The organism is Pseudomonas sp. Pseusp16 (assembly GCF_047324915.1).
Classification (GTDB): domain Bacteria; phylum Pseudomonadota; class Gammaproteobacteria; order Pseudomonadales; family Pseudomonadaceae; genus Aquipseudomonas; species Aquipseudomonas fluorescens_CD.
The window spans coordinates 3,070,239-3,085,416 of sequence record NZ_CP168522.1 but is presented as its reverse complement, the minus strand read 5'-3'; the positions used below and the strand labels follow the sequence as shown (position 1 = coordinate 3,085,416).

At 60.2% G+C, this 15,178-nt stretch carries 11 protein-coding genes and 1 pseudogene; 8 read left to right on the top strand and 4 right to left on the bottom strand.

Annotated elements, in window-relative coordinates:
* Positions 1-150: 150 nt before the first annotated feature.
* Positions 151-402 carry a sulfurtransferase TusA gene (gene tusA / locus ACEN8Q_RS13945; protein ID WP_057400193.1) on the top strand — a complete coding sequence of 84 codons (252 nt, stop codon included), beginning with the start codon at positions 151-153 and terminating at the stop codon, positions 400-402.
* Between the two features lie 131 nt (positions 403-533).
* On the opposite strand, the gene ACEN8Q_RS13940 is transcribed toward tusA, so the two are convergent.
* On the bottom strand, positions 534-1,934 hold the full coding sequence (locus ACEN8Q_RS13940; protein ID WP_413705360.1) for an MATE family efflux transporter: 1,401 nt from the start codon (positions 1,932-1,934) through the stop codon (positions 534-536).
* Positions 1,935-2,189: 255 nt separating this feature from the next.
* Between ACEN8Q_RS13940 and pdxB the strand changes: the two genes are divergently transcribed.
* Both pdxB and ACEN8Q_RS13930 read left to right on the top strand, forming a co-directional pair.
* A complete protein-coding gene (pdxB, locus tag ACEN8Q_RS13935; protein WP_413421399.1) occupies positions 2,190-3,332 on the top strand; it encodes a 4-phosphoerythronate dehydrogenase PdxB in 1,143 nt (380 codons plus the stop codon).
* A gap of 65 nt (positions 3,333-3,397) precedes the next feature.
* Positions 3,398-3,484, top strand: a pseudogene (locus tag ACEN8Q_RS13930) (outer membrane lipoprotein carrier protein LolA); the annotation flags it as partial.
* A gap of 79 nt (positions 3,485-3,563) precedes the next feature.
* Here the strand turns inward: ACEN8Q_RS13930 and ACEN8Q_RS13925 are convergent.
* Positions 3,564-3,743, bottom strand: a complete 180-nt coding sequence (locus ACEN8Q_RS13925; protein WP_413421401.1) for a PA1571 family protein — start codon at positions 3,741-3,743, stop codon at positions 3,564-3,566.
* Positions 3,744-3,994: 251 nt separating this feature from the next.
* Here ACEN8Q_RS13925 and ACEN8Q_RS13920 point away from each other — a divergent pair, with 251 nt between their 5' ends.
* On the top strand, positions 3,995-5,782 hold the full coding sequence (locus tag ACEN8Q_RS13920) for an ABC transporter transmembrane domain-containing protein (RefSeq protein WP_413421554.1): 1,788 nt from the start codon (positions 3,995-3,997) through the stop codon (positions 5,780-5,782).
* A gap of 99 nt (positions 5,783-5,881) precedes the next feature.
* On the opposite strand, the gene ACEN8Q_RS13915 is transcribed toward ACEN8Q_RS13920, so the two are convergent.
* Positions 5,882-7,810 carry a transglycosylase SLT domain-containing protein gene (locus ACEN8Q_RS13915; RefSeq protein WP_413421402.1) on the bottom strand — a complete coding sequence of 643 codons (1,929 nt, stop codon included), beginning with the start codon at positions 7,808-7,810 and terminating at the stop codon, positions 5,882-5,884.
* Positions 7,811-8,023: 213 nt separating this feature from the next.
* Here ACEN8Q_RS13915 and ACEN8Q_RS13910 point away from each other — a divergent pair, with 213 nt between their 5' ends.
* On the top strand, positions 8,024-9,943 hold the full coding sequence (locus ACEN8Q_RS13910; RefSeq protein WP_008022990.1) for an ATP-binding cassette domain-containing protein: 1,920 nt from the start codon (positions 8,024-8,026) through the stop codon (positions 9,941-9,943).
* Between the two features lie 186 nt (positions 9,944-10,129).
* Here ACEN8Q_RS13910 and ACEN8Q_RS13905 read toward each other — a convergent pair whose 3' ends face one another.
* A complete protein-coding gene (locus ACEN8Q_RS13905; protein ID WP_008022997.1) occupies positions 10,130-10,570 on the bottom strand; it encodes a universal stress protein in 441 nt (146 codons plus the stop codon).
* Positions 10,571-10,674: 104 nt separating this feature from the next.
* Here ACEN8Q_RS13905 and ACEN8Q_RS13900 point away from each other — a divergent pair, with 104 nt between their 5' ends.
* From ACEN8Q_RS13900 to fadA, 3 genes are all read left to right on the top strand, one after another.
* Entirely contained in the window at positions 10,675-11,112 is a 438-nt protein-coding gene (locus ACEN8Q_RS13900; RefSeq protein WP_413421407.1) for a hypothetical protein, read from the top strand.
* A 630-nt stretch (positions 11,113-11,742) separates the two neighbouring features.
* The gene (gene fadB, locus ACEN8Q_RS13895) at positions 11,743-13,890 is read left to right on the top strand and encodes a fatty acid oxidation complex subunit alpha FadB (RefSeq protein WP_413421409.1); all 2,148 of its coding nucleotides are present in this window, start codon (positions 11,743-11,745) and stop codon (positions 13,888-13,890) included.
* A gap of 29 nt (positions 13,891-13,919) precedes the next feature.
* Positions 13,920-15,095 carry an acetyl-CoA C-acyltransferase FadA gene (gene fadA / locus ACEN8Q_RS13890; RefSeq protein WP_008023006.1) on the top strand — a complete coding sequence of 392 codons (1,176 nt, stop codon included), beginning with the start codon at positions 13,920-13,922 and terminating at the stop codon, positions 15,093-15,095.
* Positions 15,096-15,178 lie beyond the last annotated feature (83 nt).

The following is a 15,178-nucleotide window of genomic DNA, read 5'->3' as shown; positions in this document are numbered from 1 at the left end:
GTCAGTCGACATCAACGTTGCTGATACACCGCTTTCGCGAGCAAGCCCGCTCCCACAGGTCAGTGGTAATCCCACCAGGGCGGCGTTTTGCCACAGATGACGTTGCACCCGGCAATGCGCGACAATGCCGGCCAGTTTCAGGAGTGAATCATGAGTGAAATGCTTGATACGCCGGTAGACGGCACCCTCGACGCCACCGGCCTCAACTGCCCCGAGCCGGTGATGATGCTGCACCAGCACATCCGTGACCTGGTGCCCGGCGGCCTGCTCAAGGTGATCGCCACCGACCCGTCGACCCGTCGCGACATTCCCAAGTTCTGTGTGTTTCTCGACCACGAACTGGTGGGGCAGCATGAGGAGGAAGGCACCTACCTCTACTGGATTCGCAAGAAGTCTGTTTAAGCTCGCATCATGACGCCACTGTAGGAGCGAGCTTGCTCGCGAAAATAACGAAGGTGCCGTTGGGCATCTGGTTTTTGCGCGTTATCGTTCACGACCTTCGCGAGCAAGCTCGCTCCTACAATTTTCGCAAGTCAACCGGCCGAGCGGCTGTTACGAATCCGTTTGCGCGCACTTAGCGTCAGGCGGATCGACAGCATCAGCGCCGCACAGCTCAAGCCGGCGATCAGCCCTTCCCACAGCCCGCTCGGGCCGCTGGCCGGGCCGAACCAGTCGGTCAGCCCCAGCACGTAGCCGACCGGCAGGCCGATGCCCCAATAGGCGAACAAGGTCAGGATCATCGTCACCCGGGTGTCCTGGTAGCCACGCAACGCGCCCGCGCAAATCACCTGGATGGCATCGGAAAACTGATACAGCGCGGCATAGACAATCAGCATCGACGCAATCTGGATCACCTTCCTGTCAGGTGTGTAGATCGAGGCGATAGGCTCGCGCAAAAGCAGGATCAGGCTCGCCGAGAATGCCGCGAACACCAGTGCCGCGCCGAGCCCGACCTTCGCCGCAAAGCGTGCCTGCCAGGGATTGCCGGCCCCCAGTGCCTGACCCACCCTCACCGTTACCGCCATGCCCAGCGAGTAAGGAATCATGAACAGCAAGGAGCTGATATTGAGAGCGATTTGATGCCCGGCCACCACGGTAGAACCGAGACTGCCGATCAACAGGGCGATGACCGCGAAGATGCTGGACTCGGCGAAGACCGCGATACCGATCGGCAGGCCAATGCCGACCAGGCGCTTGATCACCGCCCATTGCGGACGGTCGAAGCGCACCAGCACGCGGGTGCGGGCATAGAAGGGGGCCCAGAACGTCCAGCCGGCCATGCTCAAGGCCATGAACCACATCACGATACCGCTGGCCCAACCGCAACCGACGCCACCCAGGGCCGGTGCACCGAAATGGCCATAGATCAACGCATAGTTCAGCGGGATGTTCAGCAGCAGGCCGCACAGGCCGATGACCATGCTCGGACGGGTCCGCCCCATGCCATCGCTGTAGCAGCGCAGTACGTAATAAAACGCCATGCCCGGCAAGCCGAAGGCGATACCGTGCAGGTAACCCATGCTCGGCTCGATCAATTGTGGATCGACTTTCATCCAGTGCAGGATCGGCTCGGCGCCTAGCAGCAGGCCACTGCCGATCAGCCCGACACACAGTGCGAGCCACAGTGCCTGGCGCACCAGTGGCCCGATCTCGTCAAACTGCCTGGCGCCAAAGCGTTGTGCGACCTTGGGTGTGGTCGCCAGCAGCACACCGGACATCAATAGGTAGACCGGAATCCAGATCGAGTTGCCCAGGGCCACGGAGGCCAGGTCCCGCGGGCTGACGCGGCCGGCCATGACTGCATCGACGAAGCCCATGGCGGTGGTGGCCAGTTGCGCGATCATGATGGGCAGGGCCAGGCCGAGCAGGCCCTTGAGTTCCAGGCGAACCGGGGTCGTGCGTGGGGTGGCGGTAGTGTCAGTCACGGAATTCACAAGCGAAGCGTCCAGAGGTTTTGATGCGCAGGGCCGCGCATTCTACGCGTTGACGCAGCGGTCAGGAAAAGACTGTGTTGGGTATTTGTAATCGCACCGCTCTCCCCGTAGGAGCGAGCTCGCTCGCGATGAATGTCAGGGCATCGAGTTCATTCAGGCAGCCCTCGTTATCGTTAACGCCCATCGCGAGCATGCTCGCTCCTACACAGGGATGCATTCTGCGCCTACACTGCCAACCCGCCAAAGGAGCCTGCCATGCTGATTGTTGCCGACGAAAATATCCCCCTGTTCGATGCTTTCTTTGAAGGCTTCGGTGAAATCCGCCGGATGCCGGGGCGCGCCATCGACCGTGCCACGGTCGAGCAGGCCGATGTGCTGCTGGTGCGTTCGGTGACCAACGTCAATCGCGCGCTGCTCGAAGGCAGCAAGGTGCGCTTTGTCGGTACGTGCACCATCGGCACCGATCATCTGGATCTGGATTACTTTCAGCAGGCCGGTATCACCTGGGCCAGCGCGCCGGGCTGCAATGCCCGCGGCGTGGTCGACTATGTGCTCGGCAGCTTGCTGACCCTGGCCGAAATCGAAGGCGCCGACCTGACCCGGCGGACCTACGGTGTGGTCGGTGCCGGTGAAGTGGGCGGACGGCTGGTCAAGGTCCTGCAAGGCCTGGGCTGGAAGGTGCTGGTGTGCGATCCACCACGGCAAGCGGCTGAAGGCGGTGACTACGTCAGCCTCGAGCAGATCATCGAGACGTGCGACGTCATCAGTCTGCACACGCCATTGACCAAGCAGGGCCAGCAGTCGACCTGGCATTTGTTCGATGAAAAACGTCTGAACCAGCTCAGGTCCGGCACCTGGCTGATCAATGCCAGTCGCGGACCTGTGGTCAACAACGCGGCACTGCGCGATGTGCTGCTGGAGCGCGAAGACCTGCAAGCGGTGCTCGATGTCTGGGAAGGCGAGCCTGAAGTCGACGTGGCGCTCGCCGAACTGTGCGTGCTGGCAACGCCGCACATTGCCGGTTACAGCCTCGATGGCAGGCAGCGGGGGACCGCGCAGATCTATCAGGCGTATTGCGACTTCCTCGGGCAACCGGCCCGCGTCAGCCTGAGCGATTTGCTGCCGGCGCCGTGGCTGTCGCACGTGACCCTGGATGCGCAAACCGACCCGGCCTGGGCGTTGGCGATGCTCTGCCGTGGCGTGTATGACCCGCGTCGTGACGATGCGGATTTCCGTCGCAGCCTTGTCGGCAGTGTCAGCGAGCAGCGTGCGGCATTCGATGTGCTGCGCAAGCAATACCCGTCGCGCCGTGAGATCGACGGGTTGCAGGTGCGGATCGAGGGTGACTCGGCTGAGCTGCAGAGGATTGTGGCGGCGTTGGGGGCGACGGCAATCTGATGGACCGCGGTGGCCCCTTCGCGAGCAGGATCTTCATGCACCACAAATCCCCTGTAGGAGCGAGCATGCTCGCGATGGTCGCCAACGATGACGCGGGAAACCTGACACCCCGCGGTGCTCTCAGGTTCATCGCGAGCAAGCTCGCTCCTACAGAGAGGGGGTAATTGCTTTTTTTGCCGGCAATAAAAAACCCGGCCAACAATGGGCCGGGTCAAGAAGACGGTGGCTATATCACTTTTGTTCGGCAGGTTTGACCAATCGCTTTTCCAGTTCGCGGCAAGCGGTCTGGATCATCTTTTCAGTGATCGGTACTTCGCGACCCTGCTCGTCAATAATCGAGCAACCCAGAGACTGGTCTGGTTGCGTGCGGATCACTTGAATCTTGTCATCGCTGCTGTGTTGCAAGGACATGGCCTGTCTCCTCATCAGGTTGTGTGCTTACTGTAGAACCGCCAGGTGACCGGGCTATGACAACTCCCTGCGATCTTTCCCGGGGGACAGAACCAGTCCACCAGAAATGCCACCACGTGGCTAGCCGAACTTTAGACCAATAGCGTCTAGCCTCTAGTGTTGGCGGACATAATTAACCTGACTCATTGTGATTTGCAGCGAGCCACCCCATTGAGCGGTGTAGGCTGACTCTATTGACTGCTTTGTCCTGGATGAATTCGATGCTCTCTGTTCGTCACCGCCGTGCCTTTCGCCTGGCCAGTCGTTTTATCGAGCCATATCGCTGGCCGGCCTTCGGCGCCTTGCTGGCGTTGATCGTCACCGCTGGCATCACCTTGTCCATGGGGCAGGGCATTCGCCTGCTGGTGGACAAGGGGTTCATGACCCAGTCACCGCATCTGCTCAACCAGTCCATCGCTCTGTTCATGTTGCTGGTCATGGGGCTGGCGATCGGTACGTTTGTGCGGTTTTACCTGGTGTCGTGGATCGGCGAGCGCTGCGTCGCCGACATACGGCGTCAGGTGTTCAATCATCTGATTTATCTGCACCCCGGGTTTTACGAAGACAATCGCAGTTCCGAAATCCAGTCCCGCCTGACCGCCGATACCACGCTGCTGCAGTCGGTCATCGGTTCTTCGCTGTCGTTGTTCTTGCGCAATCTGCTGATGGTGATCGGCGGGATCGTCCTGTTGTTCATCACCAACCCCAAGCTCACCAGCATCGTGGTGGTGGCCTTGCCCCTGGTGATCGCGCCGATCCTGATCTTCGGACGCCGGGTGCGTAACCTCTCGCGCCTGAGTCAGGACCGGATTGCCGATATCGGCAGTTATGTGTCGGAAACCCTTGGCCAGATCAAGACCGTGCAGGCCTACAACCATCAGGCCCAGGACGAGGGACGGTTTGCCGTGACGGTGGAGGAGGCCTTCAACACCGCGCGCAAGCGTATCTTCCAGCGGGCGTGGCTGATTACCCTGGTGATCGTCCTGGTATTGGGCGCGGTCGGGGTGATGCTCTGGGTTGGCGGCATGGACGTCATCGCCGGGCGAATTTCTGCCGGCGAGCTGGCGGCATTCGTGTTCTACAGCCTGATCGTCGGCAGTGCGTTCGGCACGTTGAGCGAGGTGATCGGCGAATTGCAGCGGGCAGCCGGCGCGGCCGAACGGATTGCCGAGTTACTGCGCTCGGAAAACATCATTCTGCCACCGGTGTCGGGCGCGGTGACGCTGCCGGAACGGGTCGACGGCCACCTGCAATTGCAGAATGTGCGTTTTTCCTACCCGTCGCGGCCGGAAAGTTATGCTGTCGACGGCCTGAACCTGACCGTCAATGCCGGCGAGACGCTGGCGCTGGTCGGGCCATCAGGGGCCGGCAAGTCGACGGTATATGACTTGCTGCTGCGCTTTTACGACCCGGCCGAGGGACGCATCCTGCTCGATGGCGTGCCGTTGACTCAACTCGATCCACTGGATCTGCGCCGCTGCTTCGCCCTGGTGTCACAAACCCCGGCGCTGTTTTTCGGCAGCATTGAAGAAAACATTCGCTACGGTAATCCGAAGGCGACTTCGGCCGAGGTGCAGGAAGCGGCAAAAATCGCTTACGCCCATGACTTTATCGAAGCCATGCCCAACGGTTACCAGACGCATCTGGGGGATGGCGGGCTCGGCCTGTCCGGTGGCCAGCGCCAACGCCTGGCCATCGCCCGTGCGCTGCTGGTGGACGCCCCGATCCTGCTCCTCGACGAAGCCACCAGCGCCCTCGACGCCCAGAGCGAACACCTGATTCAGCAGGCGCTGCCGAGCCTGATGAAAAACCGTACCACCCTGGTGATCGCCCATCGCCTGGCCACGGTGAAAAACGCCGACCGGATCGCGGTGATGGATCAGGGGAAACTGGTGGCGGTGGGGACGCATCAGGAGCTTATCGCCAGCAATGCGTTGTATGCGCGGTTGGCGGCGTTGCAGTTCAGTGATGGATTGATTAACGCTGGGGAACTCTTGTAGGAGCGAGCCTGCTCGCGATGGTCGTCAATGATGACGCGGGATGCCTGACACCCGGCGGCACTCTAATGTCCATCGCGAGCATGCTCGTTCCTACAGTGATCATTGATCATCGAAGTACCGCTCATGCCAATCCACGATCGGTTGTGGCGAATTGAGCTTCTGACCGTAGATCACCGAGTACGACAATACGTTTTGCACGTACTGGCGGGTTTCGTCGAACGGGATGCTTTCTACCCACACGTCGAAACTCAGGTGGTCCGCACCGCGCAGCCATTGGCGTACGCGGCCGGGGCCGGCGTTGTAGGCGGCGGAGGCAAGCACACGGTTGCCGTTGAACTGGCTGTGCACCTGGCTCAGGTAGGCGGCACCGAGCTGGATGTTCTTGTCCGGATCGAACAATTGCTGTGGCGAGCTATAGGGAATGCTGAACTTGCGTGCGGTTTCCTTGGCGGTGGCGGGCATCAGTTGCATCAGGCCCGAGGCGCCGACCCCGGAGCGGGCGTCATCCATGAACGCACTTTCCTGGCGGGTGATGGCGAACGCCCAGCTCGGATGCAGGCCGCGGTTCTTCGCTTCACGCACCAGCGTTTCTCGGTGAGCCATCGGGAAACGGATATCCAGGTCGTCCCAATACTGCGCCTGACTGATGGTGCGGATCGCCGGGAAGTACCATTTCAGGTCGTAGGCCAGCTTGGCCTGGGCGACCATTTCGTCGCGGCTGAAGTGACGGCTGACGTAATACCACTCGCGGCGACCATCGACGACCTGCCCGCGGGCGTGCAGCTCCAGGGCGCGGCGCACGCCAGGGGTGTTGCGCACTTTGTTGATGGTGGCCTGGCTGAGCACCAGCGGTTTGTTGAGCAGCGAGTAGGGCGACTGTGAGCGATCGGCGGCGAGGAAGCCGTAGAAGTCGCGTTCGCGGGCCAGGCTTTTATAGAGCGTCTGCGCTTCCGGATTCTGCGGTTGCGCCAGTTCCAGGCTACGGGCCTGCCAGTAGCGCCAGCGGTTGGTGGTGGCCAGGTCCTGGGGCAGGCGGCGGGTCAACTGATAGGCATCGTCCCAGCGCGCCAGGCGCAGGAGCAGGCGCAAGCGCCATTCGGAAACCGTGTTGTCGCGCAGCTCGGGGTCGTATTTGGTCATGACATCCAGCGCACGGCTGTCGAAACGTCGCGCAAGAGTCAGGCCGATTTCCCGGGCGATCGCCACTTTTTCATCCCGGGAGAAGTGCATGCTGCTGGCGTAGCCATCAAGCAGGTCCATGGCCTTGTCCGGGTCCTGGCGAGCCAGGCGGCGCAGGCCGAGGCTGACCACGTCGGACATGGCTTCATCGGCCGGGGTGAAGCGTGACGGCTGGTTGAGCAGTTCCGGTTTCTGCGCGACGTCCACCAGCAGGCGACCGCGAGGGGCGAGGGTGGTCATGCCGTTGACCAGGCTGTTGGCCAGCGGGTAGTTGCGCGCCTGGGCCGCGAGTTTGGCGCGTTCCCAGCGTTTTTGCTCGGTCAACTGGCCGTCCGCGGCCCACATGCCGAACAAGGCATCGCAGGCCTCGGGTTGGGATTTGCCGGTCAACCAGAGCTTTTCAGTGTTGGCATAACCTTCGGATTTGAGGTTATGGCTGACCTGGTACTGCGCATTCAGGCAGTCCAGTTCGGTGAAGTTCATCTTGGGGTCGTAATACCTGACGAAGGTCGCCCAGTCGCCCCGTTCCGCCAGCCAGCGCAACCAGCGCAGTTTCATCCAGTTGGCCTGGGGCAGGTCGCCGTGTTCGGCGAGGAATTTCTCGATTTCGGCGTTGCTCGCGGTTTTCAGGCGTGCTGTCAGCTCGTCGTAAGCCAGGTACGGTTCCAGTGGATAATCGGCGAGGGCCTGGCTGTAACGGAAGTACGGGCCGCTATCGCCCTTGGCTAGGGCGCGTTTGGCTTCATCGTAATACTGGCGTTGGGTGGAAAGGTCCACCGCCTGGGCGGATTGAACGGCAGCGGCAGAGAGAAGAAAACAGGATAAAAGTCTGAAGAGGCGACTGCGCATGAGACGTCCGGGCAGAGAAATCATGACAAGTGCGGGCCAGGCCCGCACTGAATTGTCTGTAGCTTAGCCTTTTGCCAGCAGCCGGCGAAAGCTTTGCGGGTCTTCCCGCATCAGTTCGCAACATTTGTCGTTCAGAGTGCTACGAGAGTGAAATTGCCGGCCTTGTGAAGCCTCAAGTCAGGTAGAATGCGCGCCCGGTTTTTGGAGAAGCTCATGACCCTGCTCAAATTCAGCGATGTGTCCCTTGCTTTCGGCGCTATGCCGTTGTTGGACAAGGTGTCCTGGCAGATCGCCCGTGGTGAGCGGGTGTGCATCATCGGCCGCAACGGCACTGGCAAGTCCAGCATGATGAAGCTCGTCAAGGGCGACCAGAAGCCCGATGACGGCTCCGTTTGGCGCGCACCCGGGCTCAAGATCGGCGAATTGCCGCAAGAATTGCCGGTAGCCGACGAGCGGACAGTGTTCGACGTGGTGGCCGAAGGCCTGGATGGCGTCGGTGCGTTGCTCGCCGAGTATCACCACCTGAGCCAGAACATCGTCACCGATGCCGATCTGGACAAGCTGATGCACGTCCAGCACGACCTCGAAGCCCGCGATGGCTGGCGCTTGCAGACGCTTGTCGACAGCACCTTGAGCCGCCTGCAACTGCCGGCCGACAAGACCCTCGCCGAGTTGTCCGGCGGCTGGCGTCGTCGCGTCCTGCTGGCCCAGGCCCTGGTGTCCGAGCCGGACCTGCTGCTGCTCGACGAACCGACCAACCACCTGGACATCGGTGCCATCGCCTGGCTTGAAGAAGCGCTCAAGGATTTCCAGGGCGCCGTGCTGTTCATCACGCACGACCGTTCTTTCCTGCAGAACCTGGCAACCCGCATCCTTGAACTGGATCGCGGCGGCCTGATCGACTGGAACGGCGACTACGCCAGCTTCCTCGTGCACAAAGAAGCCGCACTGGCCGCCGAAGAAACCGCCAACGCGTTGTTCGACAAGCGCCTGGCCCAGGAAGAAGTGTGGATTCGCCAGGGTATCAAGGCCCGTCGTACCCGTAACGAAGGCCGCGTACGTGCGCTGAAAGCCTTGCGTGTCGAGCGCAGCGAGCGTCGTGAGCGTACCGGCAAGGCCAATATCCAGCTGGAAACCGCCGACAAGTCCGGCAAGCAGGTGATGGTGCTCGATAACGTGAGCTTCGCTCACCCGGACGGTCCGTTCCTGATCAAGGACTTCTCCATGGTGCTGCAGCGCGGCGACCGTATCGGTCTGCTCGGCGCCAACGGTACCGGCAAGACCACGCTGCTGAAGCTGATGCTCAGCGGCTTGCAGCCAACCAGCGGCAAAGTGGAAGAGGGCACCCGGATCGATGTCGCCTACTTCGACCAGTTGCGCCATCAGCTGGACCTGGAAAAAACCGTGATCGACAACGTCGCCGAAGGTCGCGACTTCATCGACATCGACGGCCAGAGCCGCCATGTGCTGAGTTACCTCGGCGACTTCCTGTTCAGCCCGCAGCGTGCGCGTACGCCGGTCAAGGCGCTGTCCGGTGGTGAGCGTGCCCGTCTGTTGCTGGCCAAATTGTTCAGCAAGCCGGCAAACCTGCTGGTACTCGACGAACCGACCAACGACCTCGACGTCGAGACCCTCGAATTGCTCGAAGAGGTCCTGCTGACCTTCAACGGCACCGTACTGATGGTCAGCCACGACCGGGCATTCCTCGACAACGTGGTCACCAGTACCCTGGTCTTCGAAGGCGAAGGCAAGGTGCGCGAGTACGTCGGTGGCTACCAGGACTGGCTGCGTCAGGGCGGCTCGCCGCGCCTGCTGGGCGTGACCGAGAGCAAGTCGGGCAAGGCCGACCTGAACTCCGCTGTGGTGAAGGCCGAGCCTGCGCCGGTGGCGGCAGCCGTCGAAGCGCCAGTGGCGAAGAAAAAGCTCAGCTACAAGTTGCAGCGCGAGCTGGAAGCGTTGCCGGGGCAGATCGAAGCCATGGAGCAGCAGATTGCCGCCGTTGAAGCACAGATGGCGGATGCGGGCTTCTATCAGCGTCCTGCTGCCGAAACGGCTGCGGTGATTGCTCAGCTGGAACAGTTGCAGGCTGAGCTCGACATCATGGTCGAGCGTTGGGCCGAGCTGGATGCCTGATTGATCCGTTAATAAAAAAGCCCGGCTTCACACATGTGAACGCCGGGTTTTTCATATGAAACCCGATCCCCTGTAGGAGCGAGCTTGCTCGCGATGAACCTGAGAGCACCGCGGGGTGTCAGGCTGCCCGCGTCATCGTTGGCGACCATCGCGAGCAAGCTCGCTCCTACAGGGGGGGCTGTGTTTTCAGCTTTTGTTTTGCAGGCGCACCGCAAGCACATCGCAAGGCGCGCCATGCAGCACGTCATTGGCGGTGGAGCCCAGAAGCAGTGCCAGGCCGTGGCGGCCATGACTGCCTACGACGATCAGGTCGCATTCCTGTTCCTTGGCCATGTGATGGATTTCCTGGCGTGGTTGGCCATAGGTCAGGTGGCTGTACTCTTTCGAGAGTTCAGGATACTTGTTGATCAACCGGTCAAGGCGCTCCTTGGCCTGATCGAACTGCTGCTGTTGCAGTTGTGACAGGTCCATTGGCACGTCGCCACCGAAGGCCATCGCCATCGGCTCGACAATGTGCACCAGTGACAGTTTCGCGCCGTTGCTCACCGACAGCTCGCGAGCGCGGTGGATCACAGGGTCGCACTCTTCGGTCAGATCTACAGCGACCAGAATATGGTTGTAGGGCATGAGGTGCTCCTCCTGAGGATTGCAATATTGGTAAGTATGGCTGGTTTCAAGCGCATTGGTTCCAAAGTGACACAATGGGCTCATCAAGAATCGGGAGTACAGATATGACGGTCTGGATAGTGGTGTCAATCCTGCTGGTGGTACTCAGCCCGCTGGCATGGTTGCGTCCCTCACGTGCCCAGAGTGGGCGTATCGGCCTGCGGATGGAGGCCCGGCGCATCGGCCTGGCCATGCAACTGGCGCCGCAGGAATGGCCGCACTGGCTGAGCCAGGAGCCGCCAAGCCCGTGCGCCCAGTACCATCGTCCGCGCCGCGGCAATCAGCCAGCGTGCTGGAGCTACTGGCAAAAATCACCGGGTCTGTGGGTGAATCAATGGCAGGAAGCCTGTGAGGACAGGGCGCTGCTCGATCATTTCGAAAAATTGCCGGCCAACGTCTACAAAGTCGAGGCGGACAAGCAAATGATCACGTTGTACTGGGGCGAGAAGGGTGAGGCCGAGGTATTGCAACAAATCGATGCCACCCTCAAGGCACTCGCCTGAAACCCGACCCCCTGTAGGAGCGAGCTCGCTCGCGATGGTCGTCAACGATGACGTGGGAAGCCTGACACCCTGTGGTGCTCTCAGGTTCATCGCGAGCGAGCTCGCTCCTACAGAGAGGGGCAATTGCCGTTTTTTTAGCAGGCAATAAAAAGCCCGACATTCATCATCGGGCTGGAGTTGGCCAGGCAGGCCGGTAAAAACGGTGTGGGCTGATCTTACGCTGGGCGTTCGCCAAAGCGTTCAACTTTTTCCCCTGGTTCCGCCAGCGTAGCCTGTTAAGCACGGGCTGCAGCGAATTAGGGCGAATTTTCTAATGATTGATCTTATGAATGTCTCCACATGCAGCCGCGTGTTGCAGGCCTTCGTCTTACAGAAATGACCGCAAAGTCGCTTTTCAACCCGCATTCTGGGCGATTGACAATTGGCGGAAATTCCGTGAAGGTGGCGTACCCAAATCAAACGGGCGTATGAATTGAGCGTTTGTTTTCAGATCGCTCCTACAGAATCCCGACTATCGCGTTGGCGGGTGTGCCGGGCAGATTGGCGTAGCATCGACGTTTAACGTCCTGCCAAGCCGGTCGCCTGCTTCCGACGTGTACTGTTCAGCTTCCATATCGTGGAGATCAGTTGATGATTTACGAAGGTAAAGCCATCACGGTTAAGGCTCTTGAAAGTGGCATCGTCGAACTGAAGTTCGACCTCAAGGGTGAGTCCGTCAACAAGTTCAACCGTCTAACCCTGAACGAACTGCGTCAGGCCGTAGACACCATCAAGGCAGATGCTTCGATCAAGGGCGTGATCGTCAGCAGTGGCAAGGACGTGTTCATCGTCGGTGCCGACATCACCGAATTTGTCGACAACTTCAAGCTGCCGGATGCAGAACTTGTTGCTGGCAACCTCGAAGCCAACAAGATTTTCAGCGATTTCGAAGACCTCAACGTCCCGACCGTCGCCGCGATCAACGGCATCGCGCTGGGTGGTGGTCTGGAAATGTGCCTGGCGGCGGACTACCGCGTCATGTCCACTACGGCCAAGATCGGTCTGCCGGAAGTCAAGCTGGGCATCTACCCGGGCTTCGGCGGTACTGTGCGCCTGCCGCGCCTGATCGGTGCCGACAATGCCATCGAGTGGATTGCCGCCGGCAAGGAAAACCGTCCTGAAGACGCGCTGAAAGTTGGCGCTGTCGACGCCGTGGTTGCTCCTGAGCAGCTGCAAGACGCCGCGCTGGAACTGATCAAGCGCGCCATCTCCGGTGAATTCGACTACAAGGCCAAACGCCAGCCGAAGCTGGAAAAGCTGAAGCTGAACGCCATCGAACAAATGATGGCTTTCGAAACCGCCAAAGGTTTCGTGGCCGGCCAGGCTGGCCCGAACTACCCGGCGCCGGTTGAAGCGATCAAGACCATCCAGAAAGCTGCGAACTTCGGTCGCGACAAGGCGCTTGAAGTCGAAGCCGCAGGTTTCGTGAAGCTGGCCAAGACCTCTGCTGCGCAGAGCCTGATCGGTCTGTTCCTGAACGATCAGGAACTCAAGAAAAAGGCCAAGGCCTACGACGAAATCGCCAAGGACGTGAAGCAGGCTGCCGTACTGGGCGCCGGCATCATGGGTGGCGGTATTGCCTATCAGTCGGCTTCCAAAGGCACGCCGATCCTGATGAAGGACATCAACGAGCACGGTATCGAGCAGGGTCTGGCCGAAGCCGCCAAACTGCTGGTCGGCCGCGTTGATAAAGGTCGCATGACCGCCGCGAAAATGGCTGAAGTGCTCAACGGCATTCGTCCAACCCTGTCGTACGGTGATTTCGGTCACGTGGACCTGGTGGTGGAAGCGGTCGTCGAAAACCCCAAGGTCAAGCAGGCTGTACTGGCTGAAGTTGAAGACCAGGTCAAAGAGGACACCATCCTGGCGTCCAACACCTCGACCATTTCCATCACTTTGCTGGCCAAGGCCCTCAAGCGTCCGGAAAACTTCGTCGGCATGCACTTCTTCAACCCGGTGCACATGATGCCGCTGGTGGAAGTGATTCGTGGCGAGAAGTCCAGTGAACTGGCCGTCGCGACTACCGTTGCCTACGCCAAGAAAATGGGCAAGAACCCGATCGTCGTCAATGACTGCCCGGGCTTCCTGGTCAACCGCGTGCTGTTCCCGTACTTCGGCGGTTTCGCCAAGTTGGTCAGCGCCGGTGTGGACTTCGTCCGTATCGACAAGATCATGGAAAAGTTCGGCTGGCCAATGGGCCCGGCCTACCTGATGGACGTGGTCGGCATCGACACTGGCCACCACGGTCGTGACGTGATGGCCGAAGGCTTCCCGGACCGCATGAAAGACGACCGTCGCTCGGCCGTTGACGTGCTCTACGAAGCCAAGCGCCTGGGCCAGAAGAACGGCAAGGGCTTCTACGCCTACGAGACCGACAAGAAAGGCAAGCAGAAGAAAGTCGCCGATCCTTCGGTACTGGAAGTGCTCAAGCCGATCGTTTACGAGCAGCGCGAAGTCACCGACGAAGACATCATCAACTGGATGATGATCCCGCTGTGCCTGGAAACCGTGCGTTGCCTGGAAGACGGCATCGTCGAAACCGCTGCCGAAGCCGACATGGGTCTGGTCTACGGTATTGGTTTCCCTCCATTCCGTGGCGGTGCGCTGCGCTACATCGATTCCATCGGTGTGGCAGAGTTCGTTGCCCTGGCTGACCAGTACGCTGATTTGGGCGCGCTGTACCACCCGACCGCGAAGCTGCGCGAAATGGCCAAGAACGGCCAGAGCTTCTTCGGTTAAGCGCCCCCAACTAGAGTGAGAGTGAACTTATGAGCTTGAATCCTAGAGACGTCGTGATTGTCGACTTCGGTCGTACTCCGATGGGCCGCTCCAAGGGCGGCATGCACCGCAACACCCGCGCCGAAGACATGTCGGCGCACCTGATCAGCAAACTGCTGGAACGTAACGTCAAGGTCGACCCGAACGAAGTCGAAGACGTGATCTGGGGCTGTGTGAACCAGACCCTGGAGCAGGGCTGGAACATCGCGCGCATGGCGTCGCTGATGACCCAGATCCCGCACACGTCGGCCGGCCAGACCGTTAGCCGCCTGTGCGGCTCGTCGATGAGCGCTCTGCACACTGCAGCGCAAGCGATCATGACCGGCAATGGTGACGTATTCGTTGTTGGCGGCGTCGAGCATATGGGTCATGTAAGCATGATGCACGGTGTCGATCCGAACCCGCACATGTCGCTGTACGCGGCGAAAGCCTCGGGCATGATGGGCCTGACCGCGGAAATGCTGGGCAAAATGCACGGCATCACTCGCGAGCAACAGGACGCTTTCGGCGTGCGCTCCCACCAACTCGCCCACAAGGCGACCGTGGAAGGCAAGTTCAAAGACGAAATCATCCCGATGCAGGGCTACGACGAGAACGGTTTCCTGAAAACCTTCGACTACGACGAAACCATTCGTCCGGAAACTACCCTGGAAAGCCTGGCGGCTCTGAAGCCGGCGTTCAATCCGAAGGGTGGCACCGTGACAGCGGGTACTTCGTCGCAGATCACCGATGGTGCTTCGTGCATGATCGTGATGTCGGCACAGCGCGCACAGGACCTGGGTATCCAGCCTCTGGCAGTGATTCGCTCGATGGCAGTGGCAGGTGTGGATCCGGCAATCATGGGCTATGGTCCAGTACCGGCCACACAAAAAGCATTGAAACGCGCGGGTCTGGGTATCTCCGACATCGACTTCTTCGAGCTCAACGAAGCTTTCGCCGCACAGGCCCTGCCAGTGCTGAAAGATCTGAAAGTGCTCGACAAGATGAACGAGAAGGTTAACCTGCACGGTGGCGCCATCGCCCTGGGCCACCCGTTCGGTTGCTCCGGTGCGCGTATCTCCGGCACTTTGCTCAATGTAATGAAGCAGAATGGCGGCACCTTCGGGGTGGCCACCATGTGCATTGGTCTCGGCCAAGGCATCTCCACCGTCTTCGAACGCGTTTAAGCGTCTCGTTGATGGAAGCCGGGGCCAAGTGCCCCGGTTTTTGTTTTTCCGGATTTATTTTGTTTTTTATTTGAAAAAATTTG